At 45.9% G+C, this 20,824-nt stretch carries 21 protein-coding genes; 10 read left to right on the top strand and 11 right to left on the bottom strand.

All coding sequences use genetic code 11. The features are described 5' to 3' along the window. Positions 1–32: 32 nt before the first annotated feature. The 7 genes from SHEWPOL2_RS04880 to ftsY all read right to left on the bottom strand — a co-directional run bounded on the left by SHEWPOL2_RS04880 (position 33) and on the right by ftsY (position 6,403). A complete protein-coding gene (locus SHEWPOL2_RS04880; RefSeq protein WP_037426646.1) occupies positions 33–560 on the bottom strand; it encodes a fimbrial protein in 528 nt (175 codons plus the stop codon). 194 nt (positions 561–754) lie between these two features. Beyond that, positions 755–1,084, bottom strand: a complete 330-nt coding sequence (locus SHEWPOL2_RS04875) for a hypothetical protein (RefSeq protein ID WP_037426645.1) — start codon at positions 1,082–1,084, stop codon at positions 755–757. A gap of 162 nt (positions 1,085–1,246) precedes the next feature. After that, positions 1,247–1,612 carry a hypothetical protein gene (locus SHEWPOL2_RS04870; protein WP_023266424.1) on the bottom strand — a complete coding sequence of 122 codons (366 nt, stop codon included), beginning with the start codon at positions 1,610–1,612 and terminating at the stop codon, positions 1,247–1,249. A gap of 401 nt (positions 1,613–2,013) precedes the next feature. After that, a complete protein-coding gene (rpoH, locus tag SHEWPOL2_RS04865) occupies positions 2,014–2,871 on the bottom strand; it encodes an RNA polymerase sigma factor RpoH (RefSeq protein WP_011624492.1) in 858 nt (285 codons plus the stop codon). A gap of 230 nt (positions 2,872–3,101) precedes the next feature. Beyond that, positions 3,102–4,067: a permease-like cell division protein FtsX gene (gene ftsX / locus SHEWPOL2_RS04860; RefSeq protein WP_037426641.1), complete on the bottom strand. Its 966-nt coding sequence runs from the start codon at positions 4,065–4,067 to the stop codon at positions 3,102–3,104. Then, a complete protein-coding gene (gene ftsE / locus SHEWPOL2_RS04855; RefSeq protein WP_011718689.1) occupies positions 4,064–4,765 on the bottom strand; it encodes a cell division ATP-binding protein FtsE in 702 nt (233 codons plus the stop codon). The genes ftsX and ftsE overlap by 4 nt, the downstream gene beginning before the upstream one ends. Positions 4,766–4,768: 3 nt before the next feature. Further along, positions 4,769–6,403: a signal recognition particle-docking protein FtsY gene (gene ftsY / locus SHEWPOL2_RS04850; protein WP_037426636.1), complete on the bottom strand. Its 1,635-nt coding sequence runs from the start codon at positions 6,401–6,403 to the stop codon at positions 4,769–4,771. A gap of 213 nt (positions 6,404–6,616) precedes the next feature. On the opposite strand from ftsY, the gene rsmD reads away from it, so the two are divergent. Further along, the gene (gene rsmD, locus SHEWPOL2_RS04845) at positions 6,617–7,264 is read left to right on the top strand and encodes a 16S rRNA (guanine(966)-N(2))-methyltransferase RsmD (protein WP_037426632.1); all 648 of its coding nucleotides are present in this window, start codon (positions 6,617–6,619) and stop codon (positions 7,262–7,264) included. 1 nt (position 7,265) lies between these two features. After that, positions 7,266–7,538, top strand: coding sequence for a DUF1145 domain-containing protein (locus tag SHEWPOL2_RS04840; RefSeq protein ID WP_011718692.1), 273 nt, complete (start codon positions 7,266–7,268; stop codon positions 7,536–7,538). Here SHEWPOL2_RS04840 and SHEWPOL2_RS04835 read toward each other — a convergent pair. Continuing rightward, positions 7,495–8,496 carry a helix-turn-helix domain-containing protein gene (locus SHEWPOL2_RS04835; protein ID WP_231640366.1) on the bottom strand — a complete coding sequence of 334 codons (1,002 nt, stop codon included), beginning with the start codon at positions 8,494–8,496 and terminating at the stop codon, positions 7,495–7,497. The genes SHEWPOL2_RS04840 and SHEWPOL2_RS04835 overlap by 44 nt on opposite strands. A 97-nt stretch (positions 8,497–8,593) precedes the next feature. On the opposite strand from SHEWPOL2_RS04835, the gene SHEWPOL2_RS04830 reads away from it, so the two are divergent. Then, on the top strand, positions 8,594–9,130 hold the full coding sequence (locus SHEWPOL2_RS04830) for a cysteine hydrolase family protein (protein ID WP_037426629.1): 537 nt from the start codon (positions 8,594–8,596) through the stop codon (positions 9,128–9,130). A gap of 69 nt (positions 9,131–9,199) precedes the next feature. Here SHEWPOL2_RS04830 and cymA read toward each other — a convergent pair whose 3' ends face one another. After that, entirely contained in the window at positions 9,200–9,763 is a 564-nt protein-coding gene (cymA, locus tag SHEWPOL2_RS04825) for a NapC/NirT family cytochrome c CymA (protein WP_037423641.1), read from the bottom strand. Positions 9,764–10,173: 410 nt separating this feature from the next. Here cymA and SHEWPOL2_RS04820 point away from each other — a divergent pair, with 410 nt between their 5' ends. The 6 genes from SHEWPOL2_RS04820 (at position 10,174) to SHEWPOL2_RS04795 (ending at position 16,775) form a co-directional block, all read left to right on the top strand. Further along, entirely contained in the window at positions 10,174–10,536 is a 363-nt protein-coding gene (locus SHEWPOL2_RS04820) for a hypothetical protein (protein ID WP_037426626.1), read from the top strand. A gap of 90 nt (positions 10,537–10,626) precedes the next feature. Then, positions 10,627–11,082, top strand: a complete 456-nt coding sequence (locus tag SHEWPOL2_RS04815; protein ID WP_037426623.1) for a DUF2057 family protein — start codon at positions 10,627–10,629, stop codon at positions 11,080–11,082. Between the two features lie 107 nt (positions 11,083–11,189). Further along, entirely contained in the window at positions 11,190–11,630 is a 441-nt protein-coding gene (locus SHEWPOL2_RS04810; protein ID WP_037426621.1) for a hypothetical protein, read from the top strand. A 219-nt stretch (positions 11,631–11,849) separates the two neighbouring features. Further along, positions 11,850–12,110 carry a heavy metal-binding domain-containing protein gene (locus SHEWPOL2_RS04805; RefSeq protein ID WP_037423654.1) on the top strand — a complete coding sequence of 87 codons (261 nt, stop codon included), beginning with the start codon at positions 11,850–11,852 and terminating at the stop codon, positions 12,108–12,110. 21 nt (positions 12,111–12,131) lie between these two features. Continuing rightward, on the top strand, positions 12,132–13,622 hold the full coding sequence (locus SHEWPOL2_RS04800; protein ID WP_037426619.1) for an efflux RND transporter periplasmic adaptor subunit: 1,491 nt from the start codon (positions 12,132–12,134) through the stop codon (positions 13,620–13,622). 9 nt (positions 13,623–13,631) lie between these two features. Further along, a complete protein-coding gene (locus SHEWPOL2_RS04795) occupies positions 13,632–16,775 on the top strand; it encodes a CusA/CzcA family heavy metal efflux RND transporter (RefSeq protein WP_037423668.1) in 3,144 nt (1,047 codons plus the stop codon). A 72-nt stretch (positions 16,776–16,847) separates the two neighbouring features. On the opposite strand, the gene SHEWPOL2_RS04790 is transcribed toward SHEWPOL2_RS04795, so the two are convergent. Then, positions 16,848–18,422 (bottom strand): hypothetical protein, encoded by a 1,575-nt coding sequence (locus SHEWPOL2_RS04790; RefSeq protein ID WP_037426616.1) that lies wholly within the window; start codon positions 18,420–18,422, stop codon positions 16,848–16,850. Between the two features lie 189 nt (positions 18,423–18,611). Here SHEWPOL2_RS04790 and SHEWPOL2_RS04785 point away from each other — a divergent pair, with 189 nt between their 5' ends. Further along, the gene (locus SHEWPOL2_RS04785) at positions 18,612–19,781 is read left to right on the top strand and encodes a ribonuclease T2 (RefSeq protein WP_037426614.1); all 1,170 of its coding nucleotides are present in this window, start codon (positions 18,612–18,614) and stop codon (positions 19,779–19,781) included. 233 nt (positions 19,782–20,014) lie between these two features. On the opposite strand, the gene SHEWPOL2_RS04780 is transcribed toward SHEWPOL2_RS04785, so the two are convergent. Then, positions 20,015–20,797 carry a VOC family protein gene (locus SHEWPOL2_RS04780; RefSeq protein WP_037426612.1) on the bottom strand — a complete coding sequence of 261 codons (783 nt, stop codon included), beginning with the start codon at positions 20,795–20,797 and terminating at the stop codon, positions 20,015–20,017. Positions 20,798–20,824 lie beyond the last annotated feature (27 nt).

Here is a 20,824-nt window from a genome sequence, read left to right as displayed (position 1 = left end):
GCTGAGTGAGCAAGATCAGAATTTAGCTTTAATTACAGGTAAGAAATCGCGTATTGAACAGAGCTAACTACAGTACCTGCAGTTGCCGCACCTTCAGCATAATATTGGACAGCAAAGTCATGTGATGCAGTGCTATCACCAGCGGCTACGTTTAAACCATCAACAGTTGCAACACCAGTCAAATCAACAGCATTACCACCAACAGCATCTAAAATTTGTAGTGATACGTTTGTTGCAGTCCCAGTGTTACCTAAGTTACCAGCTACAGTTACGCTGTTACCAACAAAAACAGTTTTAATTGGAAGAGCTTGAGTAGCATTGATAGTACAACCACTTACTGACAGAGTGAATGGAGTTTCACCAGCAACAGAGCCAGCGACAGCTAAATCAGCAGTTGAAACTGTTGGTAATAATACCGTTGGATTAGCGGTTGCACCATTGATAGCAACTTCACAAGTTTGATCAGAAACTTCACCTAAGAAAGTAATAGTATTATTTGCGTGAGCATTAGCGCCAAATAAAGCAGTTAAAACTAGTGCAGAAAGAGTTAATTTTTTCATCAGAAATTCGATCCCATAAAATTGTTAATGATACAATGGGTTTACTTATTAAACCTGCGTATACAATAGCAATAATATCCAGCAGTCCCCATAGGACTAACCTTGCACTGCTGTAGGAAATGTCTGATCAACTAATATCAATTATATAGGCAGCCTTAAATATTATGACTGCCTATAATTAAACGAAGTTTCTATTAGTTATAATTAAATGAAATCATCACTTCATTTCTATCCAACTGATTAAAGACCAGTGAGTTTATTTGGTTAAAATTAGTAGGAATATTTTTGGCAATGCCATCAAGAGAAGATACTTCGGAAAAATTAAAGGATATTAGTTGAGTGTCGAATTGATGTGTAGATTGATTATAACAACTGATGGAAGATAAATCAGAGTAGCAACTAGGTTCTGCCACCTCACCTCGAAATGTAAGAGTACTAAACTCTGTTGCAGCTACCACTGAATTCAAACCCACAATGAGTAGTGCAGCACTACAGAGCTTGCCCCAAAATGTTAATTTTCTCATAAAGCACCTCTTCCGGCGTTAAGGACACATGATAAGTATCGGCCAGAATAGAGATGTCTGAAGCTAATTTTTCAAAATTAACAACAAATTATTTACTATGAATAACTGATTAAATTTTGAGATGACACACTAAAATTTAATATAAATATGAAATTTTAAACTTTAATTTAGTATACTTCCTCCATAAAGCTCTGAATTATTTAATTCTATCGTGTGTTTTTTCCACTGAATATAATAGATATTTGATATATTACTCGGCAATAGCCAACGAACTCTATCATCCTCTAAGAAGTATGGAATTTCATTAAAATCAAGAAATTCAACCAACTTTTGCAATGAAAATTGGCAAACAACAACAATCGATCCTAAAAAGTCGCTTAGGGTAATATCTCTCATATCACAGGGCATACCCTTGCTTAATAGCCAAAATAGGCTCTGCTGATACGCCTCAATCGAGGCCCCATTTCTGAAAGCAACTCCCCAACCAGGCTCTGAAGATAGGGCTAATTTGGAAACCATAGTGACCATAATTATCTGACCTACATATTGATGAAAAAACCGCAAAATGGGTATTAAACTTTGCCATGTTAGATTTGAATTCCCTGTTGATTTTATCCATAACGACTCAATCTAACTCCCTAAAGCATCCTTACCAAATGACAAAGCCAAACCCATAATGCGGAGAGCAACACTATCGATATCAAGCTTCGATAATCACTTTTGAATGAGGCTCAAAAGTAAACATATTTTAAGAAGGATTCACTAGAGAATGCTGTAGGACAATTCCGTTAATAACGACGAAAAACCTTAGAAATAGTTAAATATGCTATAAACAAACTAATTTTCACCATCATTAGTGAAATCTAGACAACAAAAAACCTGCCGAAGCAGGTTTTTGATATCTTGTCTTGAAAGAAAACGTAGCCTAATTAGGCTTCCATACAAGCCTTAAGCTTGTTCATGGCGTTTTTCTCTAACTGGCGAATGCGCTCAGCCGAGACTTGATAGGTTTCTGCTAATTCCTGCAGTGTGGTTTTATCATCATCTAACCAACGGGCACGCAGAATGTGCTGACTACGCTCGTCTAAGGTTTTGATGGCCGATAATAAACGACCTTGAGCATTGGATTCCCAGTTATCGTTTTCGATATTTTCGGCTAAATCCGATGAATGGTCCTCAAGATAATGCACAGGGGCAAAATCCTGCTCATCATCGTTATCACTGCTCAGGTCAAACGCAGGATCCTGCGCTGCCATACGTGATTCCATCTCAGTCACATCGGCCTTAGATACACCTAAGTTTTCTGCCACCATTGCGACTTCATCATCGCTAAACCAACCGAGGCGAGTTTTCGCTTTACGGATATTAAAGAACAACTTACGTTGTGCTTTGGTGGTTGCAACTTTTACAATGCGCCAGTTTTTTAGCACATATTCATGAATTTCGGCTTTAATCCAGTGCACAGCAAAAGACACTAGACGGACGCCCACATCGGGATCGAAGCGCTTAACCGCTTTCATCAGACCGATGTTGCCTTCTTGGATCAAATCCGCCTGTGGCAGACCGTAACCTGAATAGCCCTTGGCAACATGCACCACAAAGCGTAAGTGCGACATAATCAGTTGCTTAGCCGCTTGCAGATCACCCGTTTCCTGCAAACGCTTGGCTAACTCATACTCAGTCTCAGCGTCTAACATTGTCATGCTAGTCACTGAATGGATATAAGCTTCTAAACTACTGCTGCCCTGAGGGACTGTTAGTGCCATTGATTGCGTTTGAAAGGTCATTCGCGCTCCTACTTTCTTGCTACTTATCAAATATAAGTCGATTTCATCCTGTGGCTTAACTCAAAACACCTTAAGGATGAGCTGACGAACTATCGGCTAATTGACAGAGTATGTCAACCTTCGCTCGTCTGGGATGTTACTTTTAACCCCGTTGAATAGACATTGCAAGTGAACAAAAGTTCATCGCTTGCCTTATCTAGCCGCATTTTTAAACGATAAGCGATTGATCATTAAGAGGGTTCAATCGCTCTTAAATGTTGTCGTACCGAAAGGTAAGAGCCCAGCCAACCTAAGAAGGAGGCTAAGCCCACTAATTGTAGCAGTTCGGTAAAGGTCAAAGACTTCATCTCTAGCTGACTACCATACAAACCGAGCAATTCGGCTAGGGCAGAATCCAAATACCAAACCAATATGTTAATGATAAGCCAAGCCAATATGCCGCCAATCACTCCGTACCAAATGCCGGTATAAAGGAAGGGGCGCTGAATAAAGGACTCTGTAGCGCCGACAAGTTTCATCACTTCAATTTCGGTGCGACGGTTCATAATCGCCAAGCGAATGGTGTTACCTATTACCAACACCACGGCGAGCACCAGTAAGGCCGCAATCGCCATCACGGTACGTTCGAGCAAGCGCACCACTGCTTGCAGACGCTCTAGCCATTCGATATCTAAGCGGCCAAAACTGATTTCAGGCTCGCGCTCCAGCTTAGATAACAACTCACGGGCACCCACGGGGGTGGAATAACGCTGGGTCGGCGTTACGGTAATGACCGCTGGCAGCGGGTTTTTATCGAGATAGGCTAACGCCTCACCAAACCCCGACAGGCGCTGAAACTCTTCGAGTGCTTGATTGCGGTCGATATACTGCACCTTTTCCACTTCGGCATAGGCTCGGATGCGGGTCAGCAAGCTTTGGATCGTCTGCTCGCTGCGATTTTCATCGATAAACAGTGAAATCTCCGCCGCGCTGTTCCAAGAGCTAGTAATGGTCTCGGCATTTTTAACTAATACTTGCAGCGCCGCAGGTAAGCTTAAACTCACCCCGAGAACCGCCATGGTCATCAGCGAAGAAACCGGGCTGCGCCACAGCTCCCCCATACTCGCCATGGCTTGCTGCACATGACGAATAAAAAACATCACGATACGCCCCGAGATGGGCAACTTGCTGCGCGTTAGTTTGGCGTTATCACTCATAGCCCATCACCTCGAGCGGTCGCGTGTCCATGGTGTAATTCCTGTGCACCGAGCATACGCCCCTGTTTCAGGGTAAAAGTGCGATACTTCATCCGCGCGATCAGTCCTAAATCGTGGGTAGCGATAAGCACACTAGTACCCGCATCGTTAAAGGTTTCGAATAAGCGCAAGATATCCATCGACAACTTAGGATCCAAGTTGCCCGTTGGCTCGTCGGCCAGCAATAGTGGCGGCTTATTCACAATGGCGCGGGCGATACCGACACGCTGTTGCTCACCACCGGATAACATGATGGGGTTATGACGCTCTTTGCCATATAAGCCCACCATGTCCAGCGCACCAGCGACACGCTTGCGGATCTCACCGTGGGAGAAACCTTCAATCACTAATGGCAAGGCAACGTTGTCGAATACGCTTCTGTCCATCAATAGATGATGGTTTTGGAAAATCATCCCAATATTGCGACGCAAATAGGGCACGTGTTTTGGGCTGATTTTGGCAATATCGTGACCATTAATCGCTACCCGGCCAGTGGTTGCGCGCTCGATCACTGTGATTAATTTCAACAGGGTACTCTTACCCGCGCCCGAATGGCCGGTTAAGAATGCCATTTCACCTTTTTGTAGGTGAAAATTCACTTCCTCCAGCGCCATTTGGCCACCAGGATAAATCTTACTGACCTGCTGAAAATCAATCATAAATTAGCTATCCGCTTTCTCTTGAGTGAACAAGGCATCAATAAATTCTTTAGAATTAAAGGTACGCAAATCATCAATTTGCTCACCTACGCCAATATAGCGCAGCGGGATTTTAAATTTGTCGGCAATCGCAAACACCACACCGCCCTTGGCGGTACCGTCGAGCTTGCTGATGGTCATGCCGGTAACGCCAACGGCTTCTTGGAATAGCTGCGCCTGGCTAATCGCATTTTGGCCAGTGCTCGCATCTAAGGTCAGCATCACTTCGTGCGGCGCTTCTGGGTCGAGTTTCTTCATCACTCGCACTACTTTCTTTAACTCTTCCATCAGATGCGACTTGTTTTGTAAGCGACCCGCTGTATCAGCAATTAATACATCAATTTTTCGGGCTTTAGCCGCTTGCAGCGCATCAAAAAGTACCGAGGCACTGTCGGCGCCGGTATGTTGGGCTATCACAGGGATATTATTGCGTTGGCCCCAAACTTGTAATTGCTCCACAGCTGCTGCGCGGAAGGTATCGCCCGCCGCTAACATCACAGACTTACCTTGGCGCTGGTATTGCTTTGCCAGTTTGCCAATCGTGGTGGTTTTACCCACACCGTTAACACCGACCATAAGAATCACATAGGGGCCGTTAGCATTTTCAGGCACTAATGGGATTGCCACAGGATCGAGTGTCTTTTGCATTTCATCGCGCAGCAGATCGTAGAGTGCTTCGGCATCCTTTAATTGCTTGCGCGACGCGTGTTCGGTCAGGCTCTGAATAAGGCGTGAAGTAGTTTCGACACCCACGTCGGCGATTAAAAGCTGTTCTTCCAACTCTTCAAACAGTTCATCGTCGATTTTTTTACCACGGAATAACCCGATGAAACCGCTACCAATATTTTCGCTAGTACGCATTAAGCCGCGTTTTAGACGCGCGAAGAAGCTTTCTTTGGCGGGTTTTGCCTGAGGTTCGGGTTGTTGCTCAAGGGGTTGTTCAGCTTGGACCTGTGCAGCGGCAAGTCGCTCTGCTTCTGCTTGGGCTTCAGCGGCCTGTTCTTCGGCAACACGCTGTGCCTCTGCTTGGGCTTTTGCGGCTTGTTCTGCGGCGACTCTTTCCGCTTGGGCATTTTCAGCGGCTAACTGCTCTGCCTGCGCTTGCTCCGCTGCTAAGCGCGCGGCTTCAGCCGCCTGTTGTTCGGCTAAATGTGAAGCTTGTTCTTCGGCAACACGCTGTGCCTCTGCTTGGGCTTTTGCGGCTTGTTCTGCAGCAACTCTTTCCGCTTGGGCATTTTCAGCGGCTAACTGCTCAGCCTGAGCTTGCTCCGCCGCTAAATGCGCGGCTTCGGCGGCCTGTTGTTCGGCTATACGTGCAGCTTGCTCTTCGGCAACACGCTGGGCTTCTGCTTCTGCTTGAGCTTTTGCAGCTTGTTCTGCTGCAACTCTTTCCGCTTCTGCTTTTTCGGCCGCTAATTTGTCGGCTAGAGCCTGTTCGGCGGCTGCCTGTTCCGCCGCGAGACGGGCTTCTTCAGCTTGCTGCTTTGCTAATGCTTCGGCTTGCTCGGTTTGCGATGGAGTAGAGACTGGGGTTTGCTCGACAACCTCATCTTGTGATTTATCTTTACGAAACCAGGAGAAAAAACCTTTCTTTGCCATGTGTAATTCCAGCGCTCTACTTCAGTGTTGAATTTAAAATAAGACCCTGCCGTTATACCAGATTACCGCGGCAATTACGCCCAAAAAGTCGGCAATTAGTTCTGCTCTATCAGCCTTCTCACCTTTTACTAGGAGTTTGATATAAAATAGTGGCCTTTATTAAGGTGGCATAGTCTACCACTTTCTTTCTTCAGGCAAAATCACGGGGGCACTTTGGCTAATAATCGTGCAAACAACAAGCAAGTGACCAAGAGTCAAACGGCCAACAAGAAAGCCGGTAGTGGCCAAGTGCGGATCATTGCCGGGCAATGGCGTTCGCGCAAACTGCCCATCCATGATTTAGACGGCCTGCGGCCGACCACAGATAGAGTCCGCGAAACCCTATTTAACTGGCTTGCCAATGATATAGCCCACGCAAGGGTGCTCGACTGCTTTGGTGGCAGCGGTGCCTTGGCGCTTGAGTCTCTCTCACGTTATGCCAGTTACGCCAAGATTATCGAGTTGCAACGTCCTGCCGCCATGCAACTTAAAGCGAATCTCAATACCCTCAAGTGCGACAATGCCGAGGTACTCAACGCCGACACTCTAGTCGTGCTGCAAAATGGCTGCGACCAAGGGTTTGACGTGGTGTTTATCGATCCGCCTTTCCGCAAAGGCTTGGCAGAAAAAACCATTCAACTGTTGGACAGCCAAGGTTGGCTTAATGATGGTGCGCTCATTTATGTGGAGGTTGAGTCGGAATTAACTCAAATGGCAGTCCCTGCGACTTGGCAACCGCTCAAAGACAAAACCGCAGGGCAAGTTAGCTATCGCTTATATCAATACCAAGCCGAAGATACTCCGGCGGACACCGAGGAATAGCATGTCGTTTCTGATCAATATGGGCAAAGCCATTACCTTAATCGCGTGGCTGATGATGGCTTATAACCTTGTTATGCCTTTTGCTGGCAATATCGGCATTATTCTCAATATCTTGCTCGGCATTACTTGCTTGATGCATTGCTTCCAGGTTGCCATCTTCCATATGCTGTTTAAAAATCTGCTGACGCTGCGCAAACAAGATTATCTACAAGTGTTTATCTTCGGCGTATTTAGTTTATTGAGCTATCGTCGACAGGTGTTAGCGCAGGCGTAAGCGCACTAAACCTTTGTCGAAAGGCACTCGGGGTTAGGCCGGTAATACGAGTAAACGCTTTGCGACAGGCACTCACATCCTCATAGCCAACTTGGTGCGCTATGGTCTCGAAACTCAGAGAACTATTTTCGAGTAAGTCACAGGCCTTTTGGATCCTGAGTTTTTGTAGGTATTCATTAGGCTTATGCCCCGTCGCTTTCACAAAACGTCGCAAAAAAGTTCGCTCGCCCATACAGCACTGCTGCGCCAAAACCGCAACACTCATCGGCTCACCATAGTCGGTTTGTAGGCGATTTTGCAGATTCAAGATCACAGCATCCCCATGATCTCGTTTAGGTAAAAACTGTTGGTAATAACGCTGTTCACGCCCACCGGTGTCGATAACAAGGTACTTACCCAGTTGGCGCATGACTTTCACATGGCAAAACTGCGCGACTAACTCTAGCCCCAAGTCGAGCCACGACATCATGCCAGCAGCCGTGATGATATCGCCCTCGTTAACCATGATTTTTTCGATCTCGAGTTTCACCTGTGGATATTGGGTCTCAAACGTTTCCACTAATCCCCAATGGGTTGTCGCCTTGCGGCCATTGAGTAAACCCGCTGCGGCCAGCACAAATGCTCCCGCACAGGCAGAACAGAGGATAGCTCCTCGGGCATGTTGCTGCTGTAACCATAATCGCAATGAAGGCGCTGCATTGAAGTAAAGCTCAGTCTCGATGCTCGGCGGGATAATCACTAATTGATAGCACTCTTCGAGATTCATCTCCTCTAGGGATAATCGAGTCACTGCAAAACTGCTTGAGCTTAGGGATTTATTTTCGTCAGCTAACATCAGCTTATTAGCCACCAGCAACATCTCTTCTAAGCCAAACACTGCTGAAGTTAAACAACCGGGTATGGCTAATATCGCCACTTTTAATGGGGATTGCTCGGCAAAATTTGTCAATTTAAGCACCATAGATGTCATTTCTGCCACTCTTAATGGCAATGAATCTACCGCAAACTCTCCTTCGAAGACATCTTTTGCAAGAGAAAACGAACAGGAGAAAAATATGTCGAGCTTAAACCAGATCCCAGCGAACAGCGCCTTAGTGATTATTGATGTGCAAAATGACTACTTTCCCCATGGGGCTTACCCACAATGGCAAGTCGATGAGGCATTAGCGCGCACCTTGCACTCAGTGCAATGTGCCCAGCAACAGGCGATACCGATTATTCTCGTGCAGCATATCGCCGATACTGCTCAGGGTGACGCCCCCTTTTTTAACCCACGCACTCAAGGGGTTGAAATCCATCCAGCGCTTTTAGCTGAGCTACCCAATGCCCCAATTGTGGTAAAACAATTTGCCGACAGTTTCGACGGCACAGAGCTAGCCAACTTACTCCAAGATATGCAAATCAAGCATTTACTCTTATGCGGTATCATGACTCAAAACTGCGTGACCCATACAGCGCTATCACCCGCGGCACAAGCCTATTCAGTGCAAGTGATTGCCGATGCCTGCACAGCTCCCACGCAAATGGTGCATCAAATTTCGCTAAGCGCCTTGTCCCGCAGAGTGGCATTAATCAATAGCCAAGACTTATAAGACGAGAAAGCAAAAAGCCCTCGAAAGAGGGCTTTTTATTTTAATATCAAGCTATTGAAGCGCTAAACCTTATCCTTTTGGATAGGGGTGAGCAACACCTTTGTGGCAGTCCACGCAGGTCTTTCTTGCTTCAGGATCTTTCTTGAAGTTGTTGGTGTGCATTCTCACAGCCATTGGCTTCATTGTTTCAGGTTGATTTTCATAAATACGAGTATGGCAATGTTGACAGTTAGCAGAGTCATTACCACGGAAGTAAGCTAAAGCTTTATCAGCTTGCTCTTTGCGGTTTTCGTCTAACCAAGCTTGAGTGTTAAAACCATCGATAGTTAAGAAACCATATAAGTCTTTAGATACGATGATTTTCTTGATCAAGTAATCCACTGGAGCATGTGGTAAGTGGCAGTCTTGACATTGTACGGTCACACCAGCACGGCCACCGCCATGGGCAGAAGCTAACACTTCATTTTTCAATGAGTGGTTGCTATGGCAGCTCATACAGAATGCGTCTTCACTCGTCGCATGTAAGGTTTGTTGGGTTGCAAAGTAGCCCACAACACCAATAACGATACCAACAACCAGTAGCGCTAGGATGGAATATTTCGCGCTGGGTTTAAATAGTGCACGCCAGTTCATCACTCTATCTCCGAAAATATGGTCAAAATTAGTTTTTATAAGACTATTTTATATTTTTTCATTTATTAGAAATTTGATTTCAAGCCTAAAATGCCGATTAATGTAAACTTAAAAGCGCAAAATGAGACTTAGCTCTAACTCTGAATAATACGACTCGCTAAAACCAGCTTAGCAGAGCATTAGGGTACTTCAACTCTCACTAATACATTCATCATTATGCTAAGCGACAAATGATTAAGTACTACCTTAAGAAGCTAAGGCAATGAAATCATTTTTAGAATACAAAAATGTGATCAAGACGACATTTAACCTTTGCTATAAAAGCCTGACGCCTAAAACTAAACTCAAAATGAAACTTTTTATGCAATTTGTTGGTCTTTAAGGATAGGTACATTGGCAACGGTTTTTTTATGGCTAAGTTTTGGATCACCATAGCACTGTTATTTTCACTTATCGCTCAGTCGGCGATGGTGAATGCTATGCCAACTTCAGCGATGAATGACTTTCACGATATATCCAGCATGCAAATGGTTGATGGCAAAATAAATTGCACTATGCCCGATTGCCCCCCAGACGAATGCATGTTGCATTGCCAAGACTCTCTTACCAACCATTGCAAAACTCATTGCGTTGCACAGCTTTATCTCTCAACATCACAACCACAACTCGCGTTAATGAGTCATGTTAGTAATCGTATTACGAACAAAAGCTGGGCGATTCAAACCGCCGACCTTGGGCTGACCACACCACCACCCAACTCCGATTTGCTGTAACCGATCTTAATCATTAAATCGATTCAATCGCTCGCGAAGCTGCCACCACGATTTGGCGCTCACGCGAACACGCAAATTTTGGAGTTTATTATGAAAACGACCTTATTTAGTAAAATTTTCGTTGGCGTTACATTCGTCATCAGTACTATTGCTATCAGCATGACGGCGAGTGCTGCGACCTTGAAAGGCACTGATACACTCAATGTGGTCAGCATTAATGGCCAAGCTACTAAATCCTTTAAACCAGTACAACTACCTGAAGGTAAAGTGCTAATTGAAGTAAAATATCAAGATCTATTCAGTTATCGCGCCGATGACAGTGGCACTTGGGTGAAGTCTGAGCCTCTATTCTTTACCCTAGATGTTGCACCGCAGTCGAATTACCAGATCAGCACTCCAATATTAACTAGCGAGGCTGATGCCAAACGTTTTATCAATAACCCTCGTATACAGCTCAGTGTAGATGGTGCCACACCACTGCCACTCGTCTTGCAAAATCACAGTCAGTTAATGGCAGAGATCTTGCGAAATCAAGTCGCTAGATAATCCAACCTTAGGAGCGATGAGCTGAGGCATTAACTAAAATGTGAGTTAACGCATTGCAGCATAATGCCTCTGTGCTAGAATCCAAGCGTTCATTATCTGGAATTATTATGCATCAAACACTTAGTCGTTATTTATTAGTCATATTCACTTTACTCGCATTGGTCGGGCAAGGTGTTGTGTCTAATGGACACGCTATGGTGATGCGCTCAATGGAAATGGGCGCTATGGTTCATAGCCTTTCCAACCAAGGAATGGATCACGCGGCAATGATGCAAATGAACACCGAGCACCACGCTGACGCCAGTGCAATGGCCAATACAAATTGCTGTAACGATCAAATGCTTCCCGGCGCAAAACAGCATTGTTGTAATGGCACCACGTCCTGTCTTAACGATTGTGGACATTGCTTGACGATCTCAGTTGCTGGCACGCTTTTCAGTCCACAACTTTGGCCAAGTGTGAGTCTGAGTGATACCCCAATGGCCACTCCTATGCCTCATTTCCACTCTATCTCTTTATCGTCGGCCTTCAAGCCACCGATAGCCTAGTCCTAGCCTCATTGTGCCCTTTTTTCAGGGCGAACCAAGCTAACTATTTATTTTGCCGTTTATTGTGGTGCCCTCTTCTCAAGCACCCAGAGTAAAGCTAAAACGTTGACTGTGCGCGATGCTACCCATGGCATCAATTTTGAGTATGCACTCAAGAAATAAGCTCAATCACGTTTTATGCACTCATATTCGGCCCTAAAACCCGATGGAGTGAATAATATGAAAACCTTAACTAATCTTGCCTTAGTTGCATTTTTAATGACCAGCACCAGTGTGTTTGCTACAGCAACACCCCATGAGCATCACCACAACAATGCCGCGCCACAGGAACAAGCTGTAGCCTATGTTTGCCCAATGCATCCCGAAGTTACAGGTAACAAAGACGATACTTGCCCTAAATGTGGCATGAATTTAGAGCCTAAAGCGACGACAGAAAAAATGGCTGACGGTGCAATGCACAAAGATCACGCGCACCACTAAGCTAGGCTGGAGATGAGGCATATGAACCAATTTTACAAAGTAAAAAAACCGTGCACTAAGGCTGTATTGATACTCAGTAGCCTTCTGCTGGGCACTCCTTGGTTAACCCAGGCTCAGCTTGTTGATCCTGCGGCTCAATCAGAGGCGGGGCATCAGCATAACAGCAATAGCGCCAATCAAGTCAAAACATATACTTGCCCTATGCACCCTGAAGTAGAAAGCCATGAACCCGGCCGCTGCCCTAAGTGCAATATGTTCCTCGTTGAGAAGGAAGAAACAAGCAATACTGCACAACATGACGAACATCAAGCACATACACAAAACGCCAACGCGGCTCAAGTGTTTGATACTCCAACGCCTAAAGCCAATAACTTAGTCAAAAATCAAAATTCTGGCGCAACGATTAAGTATGTGTGCCCAATGCATGCCCACATCATTAGTGATTTTCCAGGTACTTGCCCTATTTGTGGGATGAATTTAGAGAAGGTCGAAACAGGCGGTAATACGCAGGAAATTAACATTAATGTCTCTGGCGGTATGCAACAAGCACTTGCCCTTAAAGTCGCCAACGTTGAGCGCGATACCCTATGGAAGTTTGTCGAAACCGTGGGTCAAATAGACTATGACGAGAGCCAGATCAGCCATATTCATGCCCGCGTTACTGGCTGGGTTGAAAAGCTAATGGTTAAATCCATGGGGGATACCGTCAAAAAGGGGCAGCTACTTTATGAGATCTACTCACCCGATTTAGTCAATGCTCAGGATGATTATCTGCTCGCCTTAGATACAGCGAAAACCTCCGGTAGCCAAAGATACCAAGATCTGGTTCGCAGGGCAGGCTTAAGGCTGTCGTTCTTAGGGTTTAACGAACAACAAATCAAACAATTAGCCAGCTCACGCCAAACCCAATATCGAGTACCGTTTTACGCACAACAGGAAGGTGTTGTCGAAACACTCTCCATCCGTGACGGTATGTATATTGAGCCTTCTACTGAAGTCATGTCATTGGTCGATCTTTCTAAGGTATGGGTCATCGCCGATGTGTTTGAAAATGAACAAAGCTGGATTAAGGTTGGGCAAAAAGCCGAAGTCTCTGTGCCCGCGATGAATATCAACGGTATAGAAGGCACGGTTGACTATATCTATCCCGAGCTAGACCCTGTTACCCGTAGTTTGAGAGTGCGCGTGGTACTGAATAATACCGATGTCTCTTTAAGACCCAAGACACTCGCTAAGGTTTCGCTCTTTGGCGGCCCAAATAAGGATGTACTCGTGATCCCACAGGAAGCACTCATCCAAACGGGTAAAGAAAACCGCGTAATAGTCAAACAAGCCGATGACAGCTTTATCGCAAAAGCTGTCACTGTAGGCATGATGAGCCAAGGCAAGGCCGAGATAGTCTCGGGCCTAAGCGAAGGTGAACGTGTCGTCACCTCAGGGCAATTCCTGCTCGACTCCGAGGCCAGCCTCAAGGGCAGCCTGATGCGTTTAAGCAGCGGTCATCAGCACTAGGAGCGCATTATGTTGAAATATATTATCGAGTCCTCGATCAGACAAAGACTTATGGTGTTAATTATCGCCATCATGGTTACTGTCTGGGGCGTGCAGGAGTTGCGTAAAACGCCGCTCGATGCCCTGCCGGATTTATCCGACGTGCAGGTGATCATTAAGACCCCTTATCCAGGGCAAGCACCAAAACTGGTTGAAGAACAAGTGACCTACCCATTATCGACCGCCATGCTAGCCGTCCCCGGTGCAAAAACCGTGCGGGGTTTCTCGATGTTTGGTGACTCTTATGTGTATGTGATCTTCGAAGATGGCACCGACATCTATTGGGCGCGTTCACGGGTGTTGGAGTATTTAAGCCAGATCAGCAGTCGCTTACCTCAAGGGGTACAACCCTCACTCGGCCCTGATGCCTCAGGTGTGGGCTGGGTGTTTGAGTACGCACTGGTCGATCGCTCCGGCAACTTAGACCTCTCGCAACTTAAAAGCCTACAGGATTGGTATCTCAAACTCGAGTTGCAAAGTGTTGCCGGTGTCTCCGAAGTCGCAACCGTCGGCGGTATGGAGCAGACCTATCAGATCGTGCTCGAGCCAGACAATATGGCGATCTATAAACTCGATATCGCCACCGTCAAAGAGGCGATAGAAAGAGCCAATAGCGAAGCTGGTGGTTCAGTGGTCGAAATGGCCGAAGCCGAATATATGGTGCGCGCCAAGGGTTATCGTCAAACATTAGCTGATTTTCGTGAAATCCCATTAGGGATTACTAGCCCTTCCGGAACAGCTTTACTACTCAAAGATGTCGCTACCGTGCGCAAAGGCCCCGCTGCTCGCCGCGGCATTGCCGAGCTTGATGGCGAAGGCGAAGTCGTGGGCGGCATTGTGGTGATGCGGTACGGTGAAAACGCACTTTCCACTATCGATGCGGTTAAAGCTAAACTGGAAGAGTTAAAAACAGGTCTGCCTGAAGGGGTGGAAATCATTCCAACCTATGACCGCTCTCAATTAATTCAAAAGTCTGTCGACAACCTATTCAGCAAAGTCATTGAAGAAATGTTGGTTGTGGGCTTGGTTTGCCTATTATTTTTACTGCATGCACGCTCAACATTGGTCGCTGTGATTACTTTACCGCTGTCGATTCTTATTGCCTTTATTGTGATGAATAAAATGGGGGTGAATGCCAATATTATGAGTCTTGGTGGCATCGCTATTGCCATCGGTGCTGTAGTGGATGGTGCGATCGTCATGATCGAAAACCTACACAAACATTTAGAGCACTTTAAAACCGAACATCAACGCGAACCGTCGGTTAAAGAACACTGGGAAATTGTTAGCGCAGCTTCTATCGAAGTGGGCCCTGCACTGTTTTTCTCACTGATTATTATCACCTTAAGTTTTGTACCCGTATTTGCGCTAGAAGCGCAGGAAGGACGCTTATTTGCGCCACTGGCTTACACTAAAACCTTTGCCATGGCGGCAGCGGCATTATTATCCATTACGCTAGTGCCAATTCTGATGGGTTACTTTATTCGTGGAAAAATTCCTAGCGAGCGCAGTAATCCCATCAGCCGAGTGCTAATTGCTCTGTATCAACCGTCGTTGAAACTGGTGCTGAAGTTTCCAAAAGTAACCCTACTAATTGCTTTAATGGCACTGGCCAGTGCTTGGTATCCCATGACACGTATGGGCAGCGAGTTTATGCCTGCGCTCGAAGAAGGCGATTTACTCTATATGCCAACGGCATTGCCAGGCATTAGCGCCAGCAAAGCCGCCGAAGTGCTACAACAGACGGATCGTTTGATTAAAACCGTCCCTGAAGTCGCTCGCGTATTTGGTAAAGTGGGGCGGGCCGAAACGGCGACAGATCCTGCGCCACTCACCATGCTCGAAACCACAATCATGCTAAAACCCCACAACGAATGGCGTGAAGGCATGACCTTAGATGGCATCATTAATCAGTTACAGCAGACGGTAAAAGTGCCTGGCCTCACAAACGCTTGGGTACAACCAATTAAGACACGTATCGATATGCTATCAACGGGCATTAAAACCCCCGTGGGCATTAAAATTACCGGTGCAGATGTCAATGAGCTGCAAGCCCTAGGCACCAAAATTGAGGCTATCTTAAGCAAGGTCCCACACACTAAATCGGCCTATGCTGAACGGAGTGGTGGTGGACGCTACATCGATATCACGCCAAAACTAGATGTTGCCGCTCGTTATGGTATGTCATTACAAGATATTCAGGATGTAGTGCGTTACGCCATCGGTGGTATGGATATTGGCGAGTCCGTACAAGGTGCTGAGCGTTACCCTATTAACCTGCGCTATCCAAGAGAGCTGCGTGACAATATCGAGAAACTGCGTGAACTACCTGTGATCACTAAATCGGGAAATTACTTACCACTTCGCAATTTAGCCGATATAGAAATCACCGATGGTGCACCAATGCTCACCAGCGAAAACGGGCGCTTAATCTCTTGGGTATTTATCGATATTGAGGGCACTTCTATTGGGGAATACATTAACACCGCGAAGCAAGCTTTAAATGCCGAACTCAAAATGCCGCCCCGTTATAGCTACAGCTTTGCGGGCCAGTACGAGTATATGCAGCGGGTCGACGCCAAACTAAAGCAAGTCATCCCAATGGCATTAGGGGTCATCTTTATCCTACTGATGATGACCTTTGGCTCTACCATGCAAGCGAGCATGATCATGCTGAGTCTACCCTTTGCCTTAGTCGGCAGCACTTGGCTATTGTATCTACTGGATTACAACATCTCTGTTGCCGTCGCGGTTGGTATGATTGCCCTTGCTGGGGTAGCTGCAGAATTTGGGGTGATTATGTTGGTCTATTTAAATAACGCCATCAAACATCGACAGGAGAAAAACCTTTACCACAGCGTTGAAGACTTAAAAGAAGCCTTGATAGAAGGTGCGGTCATGCGGATACGTCCTAAAGCGATGACAGTTGCCACCATCTTCTTCGGCCTACTCCCCATTATGTGGGGCGCAGGTTCGGGTAACGATGTGATGCAAAAAATCGCCGCCCCAATGGTCGGCGGAATGGTAACAGCACCAATACTGTCGTTGTTTGTACTGCCGGCACTGTATCTTCTCATTTACTCGCGTAAATTAAAGCAAGACGCAGTTCACTGATAGTACAGGCATAAAAAATCCCCCAAACCATAATAGTCTGGGGGATTTTTATTCAACCGCATTTAAAAGGGGTTATTGAACCGTGTTAACAAACACAGGGTTAGAATAGAACCACAGGTCGTTATAGTTACGCTCATTAATCTTGTTATACCAAGACTGTACCGATTCACCTTCAGCTTGATTAATCACAGCTGACTTCAAAGGATTACCTCTTTCCGTCAGATTAGCTTGGTTATAATCTAAATTAGTCCCACGCAGACGGAAATATTGATGCCGATCCGCGATAAAACTGTAACTCATACTGTAGTAGCCATCGGCATCTTTATGCCAGTCGGCACGAGTAAAGGTTTTAACGACTAAGGTTGAATCGTTTGTTTCTTTTCTGTAAGCCGCGGTCCCAGGCTCAGCACGCTGACCCACGTTACCCGCAATCAAGTCTATGTGGTTTACACCAGGGTTAATTCCAGCATAAATTTCATTACCTATATCGGACTCTTTATTATTCAACGCCGGACTTTTAAAGCGAATAGTGAGTGTTAACTTATCGCCAGGTTTAGCCACTAAAGTTTGTCCCATGGTGACACTATTCTTATTGCCATTTTCAAGCTTAAAATCCAAGTCATCGATCAAATCACCAAACACAGAAAAGCTATTGCCCGAGCGTAATCCCTTCAAAAGCGCTGCAGTATCTTTGCCATCGACCCAAGTGTAACTTTTCGCATATTCACCGGGATAATAGCTACTAGCGTAGGGAGTTCGTGTTTTGAAGTGGATATCCGAGTTACCCATGTTCCAAATTCGACGACCTTCACCCAATAATGCATCCCACCAGCCACCGACCTCAGCAACAACCGGATCGACGCCGCCGTACACTCCACTACTACGCTCACCATAGTCACCACGGTTACCACTGAACTGGCCACCGACAAGACCTTCAACCATAAAGAAAACATTCGGAGCAACATCGTTCAGCTCTCTAACATCTTGAATCGTATAACTGGATAAATAACGACGAGGATGATTTAGCATCCCGTAGCTGCTGTCTGGATAATGAGTCTCTAACCACTTCAAAGCAGCAATAGCATCCTCATGAGTCTTATTTTGACGGGTATCCCCCGCAGCCGTCCATGCAGCAACATCTTTGGGATCAAAGTTCGTAATATCATTTTTACTGCTAAATCTGTACTCAAAGGTCTTAACCGCAGACAGAACTTTGGCTTCATCACCTAAAATACCAATGTTAAAGTGCTCATGGGTTGGCATATCCCACTCAAAACTTGAATAAGCAATCTTGCCCTCATAGTTAGGCATGTTCTTCTTTAAACCGGGAATTTCATACTGAGTTAACGCATCGTAAAACAGTAATCCACCGACGTCGTTATCATCATTATCTTGACTGTTGTTACGCATATGATTTGATAATGAAACATAGTCTAAACCGAAGTCACCAAAGGCCCATTTCAGAATATCAGACTGGGTTTCACGAGCATCCTGCGAAACCGCAGTGTGAACGTGTAAGTCACCTTTTAGCCAACGCCCACTGGGCTCAATGGGTGTAGGATCAGTCTTATCAGAGTCAGAATTACAACCAGATAGCACTACTAGAGACGATAATAAAACAACATTGAGATTTATGACCTTATGCATGAATAACCTCTTTATATTCAAAAGTTTTAGCAATAAAACCCGAATATAAGTCGAATGCATGACACCCTAATGACACTGATGTTTACGATCCATAAAATAAGCCTCTCAGTTTACAACGCTTATATGTACCATTAACGCAGCGCACCACAGAATTGACTCGACTCACTGCTGTAGAAAGGATGCCATCACATGACTAAGCCATCTTGTTTAATCATCAGCCAAATATGGCCAAAAAGACTTTTCCTTAAAAAAAGATTACATGTTTTACTCGCTTCGTTCAGTTTATGCTCTGCACTAATCATGTCAGCAGCACCCGCATATGCCGTCCCCGCCACAGGGGAATTTATTGCCAATAAACGCTGTGAGTTGTTTCAGTCTAAAAATAAACAAACCAATCCCGATGATTGGCAGAGCAATATCGGTGAACGTTATCCCGTTACGGAGATTTTAGGAAACAGCGTCAATCCTGACTGGATTCGCGTCCGCACCAATGCCATCAGTTCACCGTTACGCTGGATTAAAGGTGATTGTGGGCAATACAATACCAATGTAGCAGCGGCAGAGACTTATCAGCCAAACTCAACCAAAGAGCCTGCGCAAACCACCACAGCCTCTGATATCAAAACCATCAATCGTGAAAGCTTAAAAGAACGAGGTACGCCAGAGAAACGCCAAGGCCATGTGTGTCAAATCGAAGATAATTATGACTCCCATGTGCTTGCCTTAAGTTGGCAAAGCACCTTTTGTGAACTCTATGGCGGTCGTAAAGCCGAATGCCGCGCCTTAAGCCAAACCAGTGACGCACCTCAATGGCAACACTTTAGCCTGCATGGCCTCTGGCCTAATCGCCAGCAATGTGGCACTCGTTACGGCTTTTGCAGCAGCGTAAAACAACAACCAAGTGATTTTTGCGATTATCCTGAAGTACCACTCAATGCCTCTGTGCAAAAGAATCTGGAAGAAGTGATGCCAAGTGCTCGCTACGGCACCTGTTTAGAACGCCATGAATGGTGGAAGCACGGTACCTGTCGCAATCAAGACCCCAATGACTATTTTTTACTGGCGACTCAGCTGACGCAGGAAGTCAATGCCTCGACATGGGTACAACAATTTATCCATGAAAGAATTGGTAAAAAAGTCACACAACAAGAGTTGAATCAAAGCTTTGATACTAGCTTCGGTAAAGGTGCACACACTAAGATCACGCTTGATTGCGCCAAGGGACTCTTAAGCGAAATCCGGATTAATCTTCCACAAGAGATCAAGCTATCAGACTCAATTCCGAGCCTACTTGCTAAAGCACCCAAGGCGAAAAAGACTAACTGCCCAGACCCACTCTCTATCGACAAACCAAACTAACTTAATCTGAACTTGGGGTAACGAGTGTCGAAAAAATCTAAATTTAACAAACCAAGATAATGCCATAAACTATTGTTTTTAAAATACAATTTCTCATGACTGAATGCGCAGATTTTTGTGCATATCAAGGCGCTCTGTCGTATGCCATAGCGAGCTATGGTTAGACAGAGCAACGCAGAGAGGCCCGAAAAGATGCCTATTCAGCGGCGCTACTTATCCCTGCTCAGGTTAACTTATTGGTTTTCATTTTGGGATAGGTGTATTACTGCGAAAGTAGCACCTTGGGCGTCAGCAATCACCGCAAAACGTCCCACATCAGGGATATCGCTTGGCGGCACGCATAGCTGTGCGCCCAGCCCCTGCGCCTTAGCGGCAAAAGCATCACAATCCGCCACCACAAAATAAGGCATCCAATGGGCGGGGATCTCGCCCCATTCCGGCATCATTTTCATCATTCCCCCCATAGACTGACCGTCAATTTGCCACTCGGTGTAATCGATGCCGGGCACATGACTGGGGAGCGCGGTCCAAGGAAACACTTGAGTGTAAAAACTGGCTTCGGCGCTAGGTTCACGGCAAGCCAGCTCCACCCAACACAGGGTATTTTCTTCACCTTGGCGACGTGAGCCCGAGTGGTTTTTCGCTTGCCACAGGGCAAAGCGTGCTCCTTCGGGATCGCTCACCTGCGCCATCACGCCCGCATCACCCACCACATGCGGTCCCATGTGCAATTGCCCACCCGCAGCCAGGATGGCGGTAACCGTCGCTTCGATATCCTTAACCGCAAAATAGATCCGCCAATGGCTAGGGATCTGTGGTTCCGACTCAGGGATTTGATACATGGCCCCTAAATCGTCCCCCTCCAGATTGAACAGCGAGAAATGACCATTAGGAATTGCCATTTCCACCGCATTCCAACCAAACAGCGCATGGTAAAAACCCTGTGCATCCTGCCAGTCATGGCTCGCCAATTCGACCCAACAGGCCTGTCCCTGTGCGTACTGAGTAATCCTCATTGCAGACTCCAATCAAACAGATAATGT

It is taken from the genome of Shewanella sp. POL2, from assembly GCF_000282755.1.
GTDB lineage: Bacteria > Pseudomonadota > Gammaproteobacteria > Enterobacterales > Shewanellaceae > Shewanella > Shewanella xiamenensis.
This window is presented reverse-complemented; position numbering and strand designations above follow the sequence as displayed.